Source organism: Mycobacterium sp. IDUB_19 (assembly GCF_055419445.1).
The window spans coordinates 1-14,153 of record NZ_JBVAXR010000059.1 but is presented as its reverse complement, the minus strand read 5'-3'; the positions used below and the strand labels follow the sequence as shown (position 1 = coordinate 14,153).

At 63.1% G+C, this 14,153-nt stretch carries 16 protein-coding genes, 1 tRNA gene and 1 pseudogene; 11 read left to right on the top strand and 7 right to left on the bottom strand.

Going from position 1 to position 14,153, the window contains the following annotated elements; translation table 11 throughout:
* A pseudogene (locus ACZY0B_RS25550) lies at positions 1–186 on the top strand (non-homologous end joining protein Ku); the annotation flags it as partial.
* 19 nt (positions 187–205) lie between these two features.
* Here ACZY0B_RS25550 and pstA read toward each other — a convergent pair.
* The 4 genes from pstA to pstS (ACZY0B_RS25530) form a co-directional block, all read right to left on the bottom strand.
* Positions 206–1,108, bottom strand: a complete 903-nt coding sequence (pstA, locus tag ACZY0B_RS25545) for a phosphate ABC transporter permease PstA (RefSeq protein ID WP_463767030.1) — start codon at positions 1,106–1,108, stop codon at positions 206–208.
* Positions 1,105–2,094: a phosphate ABC transporter permease subunit PstC gene (gene pstC / locus ACZY0B_RS25540; protein WP_463767029.1), complete on the bottom strand. Its 990-nt coding sequence runs from the start codon at positions 2,092–2,094 to the stop codon at positions 1,105–1,107. The genes pstA and pstC overlap by 4 nt, the downstream gene beginning before the upstream one ends.
* A 12-nt stretch (positions 2,095–2,106) precedes the next feature.
* Positions 2,107–3,219: a phosphate ABC transporter substrate-binding protein PstS gene (gene pstS, locus ACZY0B_RS25535; RefSeq protein WP_463767028.1), complete on the bottom strand. Its 1,113-nt coding sequence runs from the start codon at positions 3,217–3,219 to the stop codon at positions 2,107–2,109.
* A gap of 182 nt (positions 3,220–3,401) precedes the next feature.
* The gene (gene pstS, locus ACZY0B_RS25530; protein ID WP_463767031.1) at positions 3,402–4,514 is read right to left on the bottom strand and encodes a phosphate ABC transporter substrate-binding protein PstS; all 1,113 of its coding nucleotides are present in this window, start codon (positions 4,512–4,514) and stop codon (positions 3,402–3,404) included.
* Between the two features lie 266 nt (positions 4,515–4,780).
* Here pstS (ACZY0B_RS25530) and ACZY0B_RS25525 point away from each other — a divergent pair, with 266 nt between their 5' ends.
* The 3 genes from ACZY0B_RS25525 to ACZY0B_RS25515 all read left to right on the top strand — a co-directional run bounded on the left by ACZY0B_RS25525 (position 4,781) and on the right by ACZY0B_RS25515 (position 8,029).
* Positions 4,781–5,572 (top strand): SDR family oxidoreductase, encoded by a 792-nt coding sequence (locus ACZY0B_RS25525; RefSeq protein WP_463767027.1) that lies wholly within the window; start codon positions 4,781–4,783, stop codon positions 5,570–5,572.
* A 25-nt stretch (positions 5,573–5,597) separates the two neighbouring features.
* Complete coding sequence (locus tag ACZY0B_RS25520) at positions 5,598–6,674, top strand: NAD(P)H-dependent amine dehydrogenase family protein (protein ID WP_463767026.1); 1,077 nt, start codon at positions 5,598–5,600, stop codon at positions 6,672–6,674.
* Between the two features lie 71 nt (positions 6,675–6,745).
* On the top strand, positions 6,746–8,029 hold the full coding sequence (locus ACZY0B_RS25515; protein ID WP_463767025.1) for an Nramp family divalent metal transporter: 1,284 nt from the start codon (positions 6,746–6,748) through the stop codon (positions 8,027–8,029).
* A 26-nt stretch (positions 8,030–8,055) separates the two neighbouring features.
* Here ACZY0B_RS25515 and ACZY0B_RS25510 read toward each other — a convergent pair whose 3' ends face one another.
* Entirely contained in the window at positions 8,056–8,634 is a 579-nt protein-coding gene (locus ACZY0B_RS25510; protein ID WP_463767024.1) for a TetR/AcrR family transcriptional regulator, read from the bottom strand.
* Positions 8,635–8,738: 104 nt separating this feature from the next.
* Here ACZY0B_RS25510 and ACZY0B_RS25505 point away from each other — a divergent pair, with 104 nt between their 5' ends.
* Together ACZY0B_RS25505 and ACZY0B_RS25500 are read left to right on the top strand one after the other, a co-directional pair.
* Positions 8,739–9,206, top strand: coding sequence for a DUF1772 domain-containing protein (locus tag ACZY0B_RS25505; protein WP_463767023.1), 468 nt, complete (start codon positions 8,739–8,741; stop codon positions 9,204–9,206).
* A gap of 59 nt (positions 9,207–9,265) precedes the next feature.
* Entirely contained in the window at positions 9,266–9,631 is a 366-nt protein-coding gene (locus tag ACZY0B_RS25500) for a nitroreductase/quinone reductase family protein (RefSeq protein ID WP_463767022.1), read from the top strand.
* 192 nt (positions 9,632–9,823) lie between these two features.
* On the opposite strand, the gene ACZY0B_RS25495 is transcribed toward ACZY0B_RS25500, so the two are convergent.
* Together ACZY0B_RS25495 and ACZY0B_RS25490 are read right to left on the bottom strand one after the other, a co-directional pair.
* A complete protein-coding gene (locus ACZY0B_RS25495) occupies positions 9,824–10,021 on the bottom strand; it encodes an SHOCT domain-containing protein (RefSeq protein ID WP_463767021.1) in 198 nt (65 codons plus the stop codon).
* Between the two features lie 317 nt (positions 10,022–10,338).
* Entirely contained in the window at positions 10,339–11,019 is a 681-nt protein-coding gene (locus ACZY0B_RS25490; RefSeq protein WP_463767020.1) for a TetR/AcrR family transcriptional regulator, read from the bottom strand.
* A 134-nt stretch (positions 11,020–11,153) separates the two neighbouring features.
* Here ACZY0B_RS25490 and ACZY0B_RS25485 point away from each other — a divergent pair, with 134 nt between their 5' ends.
* The 5 genes from ACZY0B_RS25485 to ACZY0B_RS25465 all read left to right on the top strand — a co-directional run bounded on the left by ACZY0B_RS25485 (position 11,154) and on the right by ACZY0B_RS25465 (position 14,071).
* On the top strand, positions 11,154–11,459 hold the full coding sequence (locus tag ACZY0B_RS25485) for a DUF1330 domain-containing protein (protein WP_463767019.1): 306 nt from the start codon (positions 11,154–11,156) through the stop codon (positions 11,457–11,459).
* A 141-nt stretch (positions 11,460–11,600) separates the two neighbouring features.
* A complete protein-coding gene (locus ACZY0B_RS25480; RefSeq protein ID WP_463767018.1) occupies positions 11,601–11,921 on the top strand; it encodes a DUF732 domain-containing protein in 321 nt (106 codons plus the stop codon).
* A gap of 111 nt (positions 11,922–12,032) precedes the next feature.
* Positions 12,033–13,097 carry a poly-gamma-glutamate hydrolase family protein gene (locus ACZY0B_RS25475; RefSeq protein ID WP_463767017.1) on the top strand — a complete coding sequence of 355 codons (1,065 nt, stop codon included), beginning with the start codon at positions 12,033–12,035 and terminating at the stop codon, positions 13,095–13,097.
* Positions 13,098–13,121: 24 nt separating this feature from the next.
* Positions 13,122–13,946: an LLM class F420-dependent oxidoreductase gene (locus ACZY0B_RS25470; RefSeq protein ID WP_463767016.1), complete on the top strand. Its 825-nt coding sequence runs from the start codon at positions 13,122–13,124 to the stop codon at positions 13,944–13,946.
* Positions 13,947–13,995: 49 nt separating this feature from the next.
* Positions 13,996–14,071 (top strand) — tRNA-Arg (locus tag ACZY0B_RS25465).
* Positions 14,072–14,153 lie beyond the last annotated feature (82 nt).

Here is a 14,153-nt window from a genome sequence, read left to right as displayed (position 1 = left end):
GAGCTGGATGAGACCGAAGATGTCTCCGACCTGCTCGCCAAGCTGGAGGCCAGCGTGAAAGCGCGCTCCGGCGACGGGAAGGCTCCTGCGAAGAAGACGGCCGCCAAGAAGGCACCCGCGAAGAAGACGGCCGCCAAGAAGGCACCGGCCAAGAAGTCTGCCGCGAAAGCGCGGTCACGCTCCTGACCGTGGGCTATTAGTGGCGTCAGCCCCGGCGGGCTGCCAGGAAGCGAAAGCCGCCGGCGAGGAGATTGATGACGGCCACAATGATGATCAGGGTCAGCGCCGCGCCCCAGATCCGCAAGAATCCCGCATGCTCCGGGTTGGTGAGTTCGGTGTAGATCAGCAGCGGCAGCGATGCCATATTGCCGTGGAAGATGTCGGGGTTGATGGAGCGGCTGTAGCCGACCAGAACCAGCACCGGCGCGGTTTCACCCATCACGCGCGCGACGGACAACAGGACACCGGATATGATGCCCGGCATCGCGATCGGGAAGACGATCCGCACAATGGTTTTCCATTTGGGAATGCCCAATGCGTAACTGGCTTCCCGCAGTTCGTCGGGGACCAATCGCAGCATCTCCTCGGTGGAACGCACCACCACCGGCAACATCAGCAGGACCAGCGCCAGCGACACGGCGAAAGCACTCTGCTGAAATCCCAGGGTGACGATCCACAGACTGAAAATGAACAGCGCCGCCACGATCGACGGAACCCCGGCGAGCACATCGACCAAAAAGGTGGTCACCCGCGCCAGCCGCCCGGAACCGTATTCCACCAGAAGCACTGCCGTCATCAAGCCCAGCGGCACAGCCAGCACGGTGGACACTCCGGCCTGCACCAACGTCCCGAACAGCGCATGATAGACACCGCCGCTGAACTCCTCCGGCAAAACTCCGTGCAGCGAGTGCGTCCACCAACCCAGCCGGGTGACGGCATACCCGCCCCGTGCGATCACCACCCATAACACCCAGACCAGCGGCACCAGCGCGACAGCGAACGAGGCAAGGAAAAATGTTGTCGCGACGTTATTTTTGATCCGCCGTCGAATGCTGACGGGCCGCAAAACCGTGGTCTTGACCGGCTCCTGGAACGTCTCGGCACTCATAGGTTGACCTTGCCGCCGGCGATTGCGCGGGCGGCGGCGTTGACCACGAACGTCACGACGAACAGCGCAAATCCCGCGGAAATATAGGCTCCGGTCGGCAGCGGTTCGCTGAATTCCGAAGCCGCGGAAGCGATCTTCGAGGCAAATGTGTAACCACCGTCAAACAGCGACCAATTACCCGGGCGGGCTGCCGCGCGCAAGATGATCAGCACCGCAACGGTTTCGCCAAGCGCGCGGCCCAAACCAAGCATCGACGCCGCGACGACTCCGCTACGGCCGTAGGGCAGCACGGTCATCCGCACCACCTCCCAACGCGTGGCACCCAGAGCTTGCGCTGCTTCCATTTGGATACGCGGGGTCTGCCGGAACACTTCTCGCGAGACCGAGGTGATGATCGGCAGGATCATCACTGCCAGCACGATGCTGGCGGTGAAAATGGTGCCGCCGCCAGCCAGGGAAACGTTGCCCTGCCTGAACAGAAAGATCCATCCCAAGTTGCGATTGAGAAACACCGCGAACGGCTCAAGCTGGGGCGCCAGCACGAAGATTCCCCACAGCCCGAAGATGATCGACGGCACCGCGGCCAGTAGATCGACCACTGCGGCGAACGGTCGCGCCAGCCGCGCCGGCGCGTATTGGGTGAGGAACACCGCGATCCCGACCGCGATCGGCACGGCCAACACCAGCGCGCTGATAGAACTCAGCACGGTGACCATCAATAAGTCGCGAATACCGAAAGCCAGCGTCTCGGCGGTGCTGGTATTGAATTCGGCGCTGGTGAAAAAATTCGCGTGGTTCGCCAGCAACGCCGGGACGGCACGGATCAGCAGGAATACCGCAATCAGCACGATCGCGATCAGGATCGTCGATCCAGCAGCACTGGCGAGCCACTTGAACAGTCGGTCACCCCGCCGCACGACGCGTGGGTTAGTTGCAGTCAGCGCGGGCTTTGTCCCGGGAGGAGAAGCGAGCGCTTCGCGGATCATGGCTATATCAGATCACGTGATGGCGTTGACGGCAGCCGACAACCTCGTTCCGAACGCGTCCGGAATGGGGATGTATCCGTTGTCAGCCAAGCCATTCTGGCCGGCGCCGATGGCGGCCTGCAGGAATGCCTTCACGGCCGCGCCGACCTGGGAGTCGGGATACTTCGAGCACACAATCTCATACGTCGCCAGCACGATTGGGTACGCGCCGGCCTGGCTCGGCCGGTAGAACGAAATCGTGTCGAGGACCAGATCGTTGCCCTGTCCGGTGATCGAGGCGCCCGCGATCGTCTTACCCACCGAGTCTGTGCTGATCGCCACCGGGTCCGGGCCCGCCGACGTGACGATCTTGGCCATGTTCAGGTGCTGCCCCTGGGCGAACGACCATTCGTTGTAGGTGATCGAACCCTCGGTGGCCTTGACGGCGGCGCTGGTGCCGTCGTTGCCCTTGGCGCCCTCCCCGATACCACCGTTGAACTTCTTGCCGGAGCCCTTACCCCACCCGCCGTTGGACGCGGTGTCGAGATACTTCTGAAAGTTATCGGTGGTCCCCGACTCATCGCTGCGGAATACGACGTGGATCGGCTCGCCCGGCAAATTGACGCCGGCATTGAGCGCTTGGATCGCGGGATCGTTCCACGTGGTGATGCCGCCGTTGAAGATCTTCGCCAGGGTGGGGCCGTCGAGGTTCAGCGAAGAGATCGCGTTGATGTTGAAGGTGACCGCGATCGGGCCGAACACGGTGGGCAGGTTCCACGCCGGGGAGCCGCAGCGCTGTTGTGCGGCCGCATACTCGTCGTGGCCCAGCGGCGAGTCCGAACCACCGAAATCCGTTTGTTTGCCGTTGAATTCGTGGATTCCAGCGCCCGACCCGTTGGGTGTGTAGTTCAACGTCTGCCCCGGGCAAGCCTGTTCGAATGCCTTGACAAAGCGCGTCATCGCGTTGGCCTGGGCGGTCGACCCGCTTGCCTTCAGTGTCTTGGTGCCACCGCAAGTCACCTTCCCCGATGGCGCGCCGGTCGTCGTGCTTCCTCCAGTCGCGTTGTTGTCACTGCCACATCCCGAGATGACGAATGTTCCAGCAGCCAGCACTGTGACCAAGCCACCAAAGCGGTTGAGTTTCAATTCAGTTCCTCACCTTTACGATTGAACGCCGCGGTTCTTGCCGCAGCTTACAAAACCAACCGTGTGCCTCGCGAAGGTGAAGCTACAGTAAGAACAGGTTAACGTTCGGCAAAATTTGTACTGGCCGTCTCCCCGACGACGTCGCGACCTCCGACAATCACAGAATTCAGACGGTCCTAGAATCACGAAATTGCGTTGACAGCGGCCGACAAGCGCGACATCAATGCATCCGGAACCGGAATATATCCGTTGTCCGCCAAGCCATTCTGGCCGGGACCGATTATGCTCTGCAAAAACGTCTGCACGGCCGCGCCGACCTGGGGATCGGGATACGTCGAGCACACAATCTCGTACGTCGTCAACACGATTGGGTAGGCGCCGGCCTGGCCGGGCCGGTAGAACGAAGCCGTGTCGAGGGCCAGGTCGTTGCCCTGCCCGACGATAGCGGCCCCGGCGATCGCCTTGCCCACCGAGCCGGCGCTGATCGTCACCGGGTCCGGACCGGCCGACGTGATGATCTTGGCCATGTCCAGGTGTTGCGCCAGGGCGAACGACCACTCGCCATAGGTGATGGACCCGTCGTTCGATTTGACGGCCGCAGCGCTACCGTCGTTGCCCTTGGCGCCCTCGCCGACTCCGCCGTTGAATTTCTTACCGGCGCCCCTCCCCCACGCACCTTTGGAGGCGGCGTCGAGATACTTCTGGAAGTTGTCCGTTGTCCCCGACTCGTCGCTGCGGAACACGACCTGAATCGGCTCCGCGGGCAGGCTGGCACCCGGGTTGAGCGCCTGGATCGCAAGATCGTTCCACTTGGTGATGCCGCCGTTGAAAATCTTGGCCGCGGTCTGGCCGTCGAGAGTCAGCGAGGTCAGGCCGCTGACGTTGTAGGTGATCGCGATCGGGCCGAACACCACCGGTAGTTGCCACGCCGGCGAGCCGCAGCGATGCTGCGCGGCGGCGGACTCGCTGGGCGCCAGGGTCGAGTCCGAGCCCGCGAAATCAGTTTGATTGCCTGTGAATTCGCTGATTCCCGCGCCCGATCCGTTGGGGGTGTAGTTGACCCGGTGGCCGGGGCACGCCTGCTCGAACGCCTTGACGAAGCGCGTCATCGCGTTGGCCTGGGCGGTCGACCCGCTTGCCTTCAGTGCCTTTACGCCGGGGCAGGTTGTCTTCACCGAAGATGTCGCAGTTGTCGCTTTTCCTCCACTTGCGTTGTTGTCCTCGCCGCACGCCGACAACATCAGTGCACCGGTAGCCAAAACGGACAGGACTGCGCCAAATCGGCCGATTCTCAATTCGATCACCAAGTGGCCATCTTGCTCCCAGCCGTAAAGCAAACCGTAACTGGGTGAACGTCGGCGAATTTGCCAGCTGTCGTCGCAGGCCATCACCGGGTTCGCATATTTCGACCGCAATTGCTCAGCGGTTACCCGGTCGCGGTATCTGGGCGCCGTAACGCCACGGCCGTATGCCAAACTAGAACCTGTTCCAGAAATGCCGAGATCCGAGACGGCTAGTCTTGCTTCCGTTTCGGCCGACAACTCAACGAAGAGAGGCCGTAATGATCCTTGACAGGTTCCGTCTCGACGATAAAGTCGCCGTCATCACTGGTGGCGGCCGTGGTCTTGGGGCGGCAATCGCGGTGGCGTTCGCCGAAGCCGGTGCCGATGTCCTGATCGCCTCGCGCACAGAATCCCAACTAGAGGCCGTCGCCGAAGAAGTCCGCGCAGCGGGTCGCAAGGCACACATCGTGACCGCCGACCTGGCCCATCCCGAGGCCACCGCGAAGTTGGCCGAGCAGGCCGTCGAGGCCTTCGGGAAACTCGACATCGTCGTCAACAACGTCGGTGGGACCATGCCCAACACGCTGCTCACCACAACGACGAAGGACCTCAAGGACGCATTCACCTTCAACGTCGCCACCGCTCACGCGCTCACCATCGCGGCGGTGCCGCTGATGCTGGAGCACTCCGGTGGCGGCAGCATCATCAACATCACTTCGACCATGGGCCGGCTGGCCGGGCGTGGTTTCGCCGCCTATGCCACCGCCAAAGCCGCGCTGTCGCACTACACCCGGTCGGCCGCGTTGGACCTGTGTCCACGCATCCGGGTCAATGCAATCGCGCCCGGCTCGATCCTGACCTCGGCGCTGGACGTGGTGGCCTCCAACGACGAATTGCGCGAGCCGATGGAGAAGGTGACGCCCATGCGCCGCCTCGGCGACCCGGTCGACATTGCCGCTGCTGCAGTGTATTTGGCGTCGCCGGCCGGCAGCTTCCTGACCGGCAAGACGCTGGAGGTCGACGGCGGCCTCACCTACCCGAATCTCGACATCCCCGTCCCGGACCTGTGACCAACGACCACTGAGGAGCCACGTCATGCCCATCCCCGTCGTCCAACTGGGCACCGGCAATGTCGGTATTCACGCCCTGCGAGCGCTTATCACCAACCCCGAATTCGAGCTCACCGGCGTCTGGGTGTCCTCGGATTCCAAAGCCGGTAAGGACGCGGCAGAGCTTGCCGGACTTCCGGATTCGACCGGCGTGCTGGCCAGTACCGACCTGGATGCCGTGCTAGCCACCGGGCCACAGTGCGCGGTGTACAACGCGCTGGCCGACAACCGGCTGCCCGAGGCGCTGGAGGACTACCGGCGCGTGCTGGCGGCCGGGATCAACATCGTCGGCAGCGGTCCGGTCTTTTTGCAGTATCCGTGGGAGGTCATCCCGGAGGAGCTCATCAAGCCACTGGAAGATGCTGCACGCGAGGGTAATTCGAGCCTGTTCGTCAACGGCATCGATCCCGGCTTCGCCAACGACCTGCTGCCCATGGCCCTGGCCGGCACCTGTCAGAGCATCCAGCAGATTCGGTGCATGGAGATCGTCGACTACGCGACCTACGACAGCGCCGCGGTGATGTTCGACGTCATGGGATTCGGCAAGCCGATGGACGACATCCCGATGCTGCTGCAGCCCGGTGTGCTGAGCTTGGCGTGGGGATCGGTGATCCGGCAAATCGCGGCAGGCCTGGGTCTTTCGCTCGGCTCGGTCACTCAGGAGTTCATCCGCGTGCCGGCGCCCGAGGACTTCGACATCGCCTCGGGGCACATCGCCAAGGGCACCGCCGCGGCCCTGCGGTTCGAGGTGTTCGGCATGGTCAACGGCGAGCCCGTCGTCGTCCTGGAACATGTCACCCGGCTGCGCGAGGACCTGTGCCCCGAGTGGCCGCAGCCCGCACAGGAGGGCGGGTCCTATCGCATCGAGATCACCGGCGAACCGTCCTACGCCATGGACGTCTGCCTGAGCAGCCGCAAGGGCGATCACAACCACGCGGGCCTGGTCGCCACCGCGATGCGGGTCGTCAACGCGATCCCGGCGGTGGTGGCCGCCCCGTCGGGGATCGTGACTACCCTCGACCTGCCCCTGGTCACCGGCAAGGGGCTCTACCTGCCCGGGTGAGCGAGCGCACGGCATGAACGCACGCGTTTCGGCGTTGCCCCGCGTGAGCCCTTTGTTTCTCTATCGGGCATGTGTCGACTACCCTCACTTTTTTATTCGGTAATACGCACTCGAAGGTCGGTCAGTTGGCGCAGGACACCCGGGCCTCGCTCAAGACAAGCTGGTATCTGCTCGGGCCGGCGTTCGTCGCCGCGATCGCCTATGTCGATCCCGGAAACGTCGCGGCCAACGTCAGCTCCGGCACGCAATTCGGCTACCTGCTGCTGTGGGTGATCGTCGCGGCCAACGTGATGGCCGGCTTGGTGCAGTACCTCTCGGCCAAACTCGGGCTGGTGACCGGCCGCTCGCTACCCGCGGCAATCGGCAAGGAGATGAACCGCCCGCTCCGGCTGACCTTCTGGGCGCAAGCCGAAATCGTCGCAATAGCAACGGATGTGGCCGAAGTCATCGGTGGGGCAATCGCGCTGCGGATCCTGTTCGGTCTGCCGTTGCCGCTCGGCGGGGTCATCACCGGGGTCATCTCGATGCTGCTGCTGACCATCAAAGACCGACGCGGACAGCTTCTTTTCGAACGGGTCATCACGGGCTTGCTGCTGATCATCGCGGTCGGCTTCGCGGCCAGTTTCTTCGTCGCGACGCCGCCGCCCGAATCCGTGGTTGGCGGATTGGTGCCGCGGTTCCACGGCGCCGAAAGCGTGCTGCTGGCCGCCGCCATCCTGGGCGCCACCGTGATGCCGCACGCGGTGTACATGCACTCGGGTCTGGTCCTGGATCGGCACGGGCATCCCGCGCAGGGCCCGGAGCGACGCTGGCTACTGCGGGTCACTCGTGTCGACGTGGTGCTCGCGATGGCCGTCGCCGGGACGGTGAACGCGGCGATGCTGCTCGTCGCCGCGATCAACCTGCAGGGCCACGAAGACGTCGCGTCAATCGACGGCGCCTACACCGCGATCCACAACACGTTGGGCCCGACGATCGCCGTGCTGTTCGCGATCGGACTGCTCGCGTCCGGCTTGGCGTCATCGTCGGTGGGCGCCTACGCCGGTGCGATGATCATGCAGGGCCTGCTGCACCGATCGATCCCAATGATGTTGCGCCGCTTGATCACGCTGTGCCCGGCCATCGCGATCCTGGCGATTGGTTTCGACCCGACCCGCTCCCTGGTGCTATCCCAAGTCGTGCTGTCCTTCGGAATTCCGTTCGCCGTGCTGCCGCTGGTCCGACTCACCAGCAATCGCAAGCTGATGGGCACCGACACCAACCACCCCATCACGACGGTGATCGGCTGGGGGGTCGCATTACTGGTGAGTGTGCTGAACGTAATGCTGATCTATCTGACCTTGAAAGGTCACTAAGAAATCCCCACGGTCGTGCGTCAGCATCAGGGTGCATGAGTGAACTGGTCTACCAAGAGTTCGATTCGAGCGGATCGTTGCCCCGCTCGTAACCGGCCACCGCGGTTGAGCACAACCAGTCCGTGCAGCGCTGCCCACAGCACCTCCGCGAGGGTGTCGGCATCCTGCCGATCCGCAATGTCTGCGACTGCTTGACGTAGCTCGGCGAACGCGTTTGACAATTCGGGCGGGGTATCCGCGTCGGCGAATCGCAATGTGGTTGCGCGGGTGAACATTGCGTCGTAGAGGGCCGGGTTCTTTTCGGCGAATTCGATGTAGGCATGCGCGACTCGTTTCAGCGTCGCATCGGGTGTACGTCGCCCGCGACGGGCACCGGAAAGCACCTCGGCCAGTTCACCGAACCCGTCGATGGCCACGGCCGCAGCGAGGTTATCCATGCCCGAGAAGTGCTTGTACAACACCGGCTGGCTGTATTCGATCTCATCGGAGAGCCGACGCGTGGTAACAGCCTCCCAGCCTTCGGCTTCCGCCAATTGGCGCGCCGTGCTGATGATCATTTGACGACGGGCGGCGTGCTCGCGAGCTCGACGCTCGTTGATGGCCATGCCTGATAATAGCATTGCTAGCAGTCCTAGCGCTGCTATTGACACGCTTACCCCCGAACCGCTAGCGTTGCTAGCACTATGCCCGGATAGGAGGCACTGCCGTGATGGAGCTCGCCAAGATGTTGGTAGTGATCTCGGTGCTGGGTACTGCGGTTGTGTATGGCACCGACGTGTTCTGCGCGCTTGTTCAGCGACCAGCATTGGTCGCCGTGGACGATCGTGCCCTAGTGGCGGTGATGGGCAATGTCCATCGTTTCGGCGACCGGCGGATGCCCGTGCCCGGCGTTCTCGGCGTCGTGGCTGCCATCGCTAGTGCCGTACTGTTCGCAGTCGCCGGCCAATGGGCCCAAAGCATTACGGTGGCCTGTGCCGTGGTGATACTGCTGGCCTGGATTGCGCTCTACGTGCGGATCAGCGCGCCGATCAACCGTCAGCTCACGGCCGCCGCTATCAGCCGCCAGGTCCCCACGAATGCACGTGTGCTGCAGTCCAACTGGGATCACGTCATCAACACTCGCGCCATTCTGCAGGGTCTGGCGCTGGTAGCGTTGTGCCTCACGCTGATCGTCTGACTCACCAGCCCCGCGATGTACACCCGCACCGTTCCACAACTGAAGGGAAGATAGTGATCATGACCGCAATACCCAAAACGCTTGGACGACTTCTCATGCGCGCCGCGCCTCTTTTCAACGCGCCGGTGGCCGCGGTGAGCACTTCGCCACGCTTCGGCGGACTGGTGAACCGCAACATCGTCATGCTCAGCTATGTCGGACGGCGTTCCGGACGCAGGTTCAGCATCCCGGTGGCATACCGCCGCGCTGGTGACGAGTTCATCATCAGCGTCAACATGCCCGAGGCGAAGACGTGGTGGCGGAACTTTCTCGGTGACGGGGGCCCACTCACGTTGCGGCTCGACGGGACCGAGCACGCCGGGCATGGGGTCGCTCAGCGCGACGAGAAGGGACGCGTCACCCTCACCGTACAAATGACCACCTGACCGCTGACCGTGATCTGCCCGGCCTTCAGCCCGCACGGCTAATCGTCTGCTCTCCAACGGTTTTCAGTAATCCGCGGGCGGGGCCGATAAAGCGGCGATCAAGAGCCGATCCACGACGCCGTCATGCGTTGTTGTCTTGGACGTTGTCCGGGCAGGGGCGCGGGCCACACCTCCCCACGCCTGCGCGCGTAGCTACATCAAGCGGCGGTAAAATTCGCCGCTGTCCATTTCGCTTCGCGTAAAGCCTTCCGCCATCAAGTATTCGGCCCGGCTGAAACCGGGGCTACCGTGCGCCGACGGGCCGCTTCGTTCTATGCTGCGGAGACGGGCCGCAAGGACAACGGCGGTGACGATGACGGCCCAAAAAGCCACCACCGTAATAACATTCATGCTGCACCAACCCCAGCCATCTCCGGCGTGCGCCATCATCAGTGGTTGCACGTGCATTCGGGGTTACTGCACTTGCAGCCTTGCGCCTGGGTGCAGGCGGAGTCGCCGCAGCTGCAGCCCGTGGATTTGCAATTGCAGGTTTCAGTTTGGCTCATGCCTTTACAGTACCCCGGTAGGGTATATGAATCAAGAATTGATCCACACTGGCCCGCGGTAGAGCCTTGCGGCTAGCCCAAACGCGGCAAAATAACTTGGCACCCAAAAGCAACGGTGTAACGCGCCCTCTTCGATGCCGACGAGCGACCTCGCTGCAGCGATCATGGAGTGACGTCGGTTAATTTTGCGATGGCGTGGCTGACGTCAATAGCAGGATCGAGACGGGCTGCGCCGTGCAACGAGGTGATGAGAAGGTCGATGACCACTTCGACCATCGCATCGGTATCGAACGGGCGGTCGTTCTTCAGCCAGTAGATGGTCGCTTCATCGAGAGCGCCCGCACAGGAGCGAAGCATCAATCGCATTGCCGGGCGGGCGAGGTCCAGTTCAAGCACCTGACAAGTCCATTCGATCGTGTGCCAGCGGGACTGGTCGAAGATCTCCCACGCTTCGGGGTCGCCGCCGCTCCCGCCAAGGACTAGTCGCAGAGCCAAGTCGTCGTGCTCGCCTAGGTAGGCCAGATGTGAGCGCAACATCTCTCGGTACCGCCGACCCGGTGAGTCGTCGCGGGGCGGTGGCGTGTTGGCGGCACTGAGTCGGTCGGCGGCGTCGCGTAGCGCCTCGAGGTATATGCCGCGTTTGTTACGGAAATAGTGGAAGAGCAGACCCTGGGCGACGCCTGCGGTCTCGGTGATGTCACTGGTTGCGACGTCATCGAAGTGTCGGGCCGAGAAGTGCTCGACCGCGGCGTCGAGAAGCTTGCGCCGAGTCAGTTCGGCTTGTTCCTGTCGTTGCGTCGCAGGTCGCGACGGTCGAGCCGGTTTCGCCTTGCTGGCACTCACCGATGGATCGTGCACTTGAGGAACCGACGGGCGCAACTCGGCGAGTATGACTCGTTGAGTTTTACTCATTGACATGTACTCAATTGAATCATACGGTGTCCGCAACACGTTTCGTCCATCTGAGGAGACAGTTCATGCCCGATGCAAAGGCGTTCGTCATCGTGCAAATCTCGATCAACGATCGGGGCGGCTACGAGCAGTACGGTCTTGCCGGCCACCAGGAGATCTTTGACAAGTTCAGCGCGAAGTTGGTCGGCCTCGACGAAGACGTGGAAGTCGTTGAGGGTAGCTGGCCCTTCACGCGGACAGTGGTTCTGGAGTTTCCGAGCAAGGAACTCGCGCGAGCTTGGTATGACTCCGACGAATATCAAGCAGTGGTGGGGCTACGTCACGGGTCCGCTACGTCGAACTTGGTAATCGTCTCCGGTTACCCCGGTTAAGAAACCGCGTCGGGGTGCGCCATTCCGCGCTCAGTCCCGTCGATATGTTTCTTCAGGCTTTCGCTATTCTTCATTTCTGCGCCGCGTTGGACTCGCACACTGACGCGACTTCAACGCGAAGACGGAAGGGAAACGCGTCACATGCCTTCACCCCGCTGGCTGGCCCGACTTGCCGCCCCCCTGATGGTCGGCGCCGCCCTGGTGGCTACCGCTTCGGTTGCGGCGGCCGACACGGTTGACGCCGCATTCCTGGCGAAGATGCACACCCTTGGGTTCACCTGGCCGCCGAACGAGGACAGTGACATCGTCCTGATGGCGCACCACATTTGCGCCGATCGCTGGAATGGCTGGTCGTCGCAACAGATCGCCGACGACGTCCACAACACCTTGGGCCCGCGCGGCATCAACTTCGGCGACACCACCTCCATGGTGAACCTCGCCGTTGCTACCTACTGCCCATAGTTAACCGGTGGTCGGTCATTTCGGGAGCGTTCGTAGCGGACCACATTTTGCATAGCTATACGAAGCACATAGGCTCACCTAGTGCCAATTTGTCTGACGGTGAGCCGCTGAATGCGGGCGCGCCGGCACTCCTACTTCGCATATGGGTCGAACCTGTGCGTCAGGCAGATGGCGCGGCGCTGTCCCGATGCCGCTGATCCGCGGCCGGCGGTACTGTCCGATCACGATTGGCTGATCAACCAGCGCGGCGTAGCGACTGTCGAGCCGTTCACCGGCAATGAGGTGCACGGGGTCCTCTGGCAACTCTCCGACCACGACTTGGCCACGCTGGACAGCGCCGAGGGCGTTCCGGTGCGCTACCGGCGTGACGAGTTGACCGTGCAAACCCACGACGGCCCGGCACCGGCCTGGGTCTACATCGACCACCGGGTGACCCCGGGTCCGCCGCGCCCCGGCTACCTGCCAAAGATCATCGACGGTGCCGTTCATCACGGGCTTCCGCAACGCTGGATCGACTTCTTGCGGCGCTGGGACCCCACGCACTGGCCTCGCCCGGCGTTCGCGAGATTCGCGTTCGGGCCTGGGCCACAGTCACTTTCGGAGCTACTGAACGAGCCGGGGGTGGTCGAAGCCAGTCAGCTGCGGTCCCGGTTCGGCTTTTTGGCCATCCATGGCGGTGGACTGGAGGGGATGACAGACGTCATCGCCGAGCGCGCGGCCGAGGCCGCCGACGCGTCGGTGTACCTGTTGCGCCATCCCGACCACTACCCGCATCACATGCCGTCGGCGCGGTTCGACCCCGCCGAGTCTCCGCGGCTCGCCGAGTTCCTCGACCATGTCGACGTCGCGGTCTCGCTGCACGGATATGGACGCATCGGGCGCAGCACTCAATTACTGGCAGGGGGCCGCAACCGCACGCTGGCCGCCCACCTCGCCCAGCACATCCAGTTGAGCGGCTATCAGGTCGTCACCGACCTCGAAGACATCCCGCACGAACTGCGGGGGTTACATCCTGACAACCCGGTCAACCGGGTACGCGACGGCGGCACACAGCTCGAATTGTCGGTTCGTGTCAGGGGTTTGAGCCCGCGCAGCCCGCTGCCGGGTGCTGATGGCTTGTCGTCGGTCACCTCTGCCCTGGTTCAGGGTTTGGCGGCCGCGGCTCGCTCCTGGTAATTATTCGAGCTCGTTGAACGGAGGTTGTTGGTGGCCAAGGATTTTCGATTTGGGATGAGCATGCGTTTCTTCAAGTCACGCGAGGCACTGCTCGACAAGGCCAAGCGCGCTGAAGATGCTGGCTTCGACATTCTATGTGTGCCCGACCATTTGGGTGCCGCGGCGCCCTTTCCAACCCTGACCGCGGTCGCGATGGTAACCACGACGCTGCGGCTGAGCATGTATGTGCTCAACTCCGCGTTCTACAAGCCGGCCCTGCTCAGCCGGGACATGCAAGCCCTGGACCTGCTCAGTGACGGCCGCCTCGAAATCGGGCTCGGTACCGGCTACGTCCGGGAAGAGTTCGAGGCCGCGGAGATCCCGTATCCCAGCGCCGGTGCCCGGGTCGACTACCTCGAACACATGACGAAGTATCTGAAGGAGCACCACCCGTCGACGCCGCTGATCATCGCCGGCAATGGTGACCGCGTGCTGACCATCGCGGCCGGCAACGCCGACATCATCGGGTTGACCGGCTCCAAGGTCCGCGATGTCGAGGACCCGTTCGCCGAACGTGTCGACTTCGTTCGCAACGCCGCCGGGGATCGATTCGACTCACTCGAGCTGAATCTGGCGATCACGGCGATGCCGCGGGCCGGCGAGACCGAGCCCGACTTGAAGCTGACCCGCAGCTACGCGCCGGATCTGTCCGATGAAGAGATCCTGTCCCAGCCGTCGGTGCTCAGCGGTTCCCCACGCGAGATCGCCGACACGTTGACCGCGTACCGGGAAAAGTACGGCGTGTCGTCCTTCACCGTGCAGGACAACAACATCGAGAACTTCTCGAAGGTGATCGCGGAACTGCGCTGACGCGGACGTCCGGCCTGAGCCTGCCGTCACGGTAAGCTCAGGCCCGTCCGCCCTCGTAGCTCAGGGGATAGAGCACGGCTCTCCTAAAGCCGGTGTCGCAGGTTCGAATCCTGCCGGGGGCACCACCTGACTGTGTGACGTCGGTTGATGCTTGACATTTCGTCTTCGGGTGATGCGTGACGGTGTGTCGGCTGATGGTTGACAGTT

Coding starts and splice junctions, on each gene's coding strand:
- pstA (WP_463767030.1), bottom strand. CDS start 1,108: ATGAGTGCCGAGACGTTCCAGGAGCCGGTCAAGACCACGGTTTTGCGG.
- pstC (WP_463767029.1), bottom strand. CDS start 2,094: ATGATCCGCGAAGCGCTCGCTTCTCCTCCCGGGACAAAGCCCGCGCTG.
- ACZY0B_RS25525 (WP_463767027.1), top strand. CDS start 4,781: ATGATCCTTGACAGGTTCCGTCTCGACGATAAAGTCGCCGTCATCACT.
- ACZY0B_RS25520 (WP_463767026.1), top strand. CDS start 5,598: ATGCCCATCCCCGTCGTCCAACTGGGCACCGGCAATGTCGGTATTCAC.
- ACZY0B_RS25510 (WP_463767024.1), bottom strand. CDS start 8,634: ATGGCCATCAACGAGCGTCGAGCTCGCGAGCACGCCGCCCGTCGTCAA.
- ACZY0B_RS25505 (WP_463767023.1), top strand. CDS start 8,739: ATGGAGCTCGCCAAGATGTTGGTAGTGATCTCGGTGCTGGGTACTGCG.
- ACZY0B_RS25500 (WP_463767022.1), top strand. CDS start 9,266: ATGACCGCAATACCCAAAACGCTTGGACGACTTCTCATGCGCGCCGCG.
- ACZY0B_RS25495 (WP_463767021.1), bottom strand. CDS start 10,021: ATGAATGTTATTACGGTGGTGGCTTTTTGGGCCGTCATCGTCACCGCC.
- ACZY0B_RS25485 (WP_463767019.1), top strand. CDS start 11,154: ATGCCCGATGCAAAGGCGTTCGTCATCGTGCAAATCTCGATCAACGAT.
- ACZY0B_RS25480 (WP_463767018.1), top strand. CDS start 11,601: ATGCCTTCACCCCGCTGGCTGGCCCGACTTGCCGCCCCCCTGATGGTC.
- ACZY0B_RS25475 (WP_463767017.1), top strand. CDS start 12,033: ATGCGGGCGCGCCGGCACTCCTACTTCGCATATGGGTCGAACCTGTGC.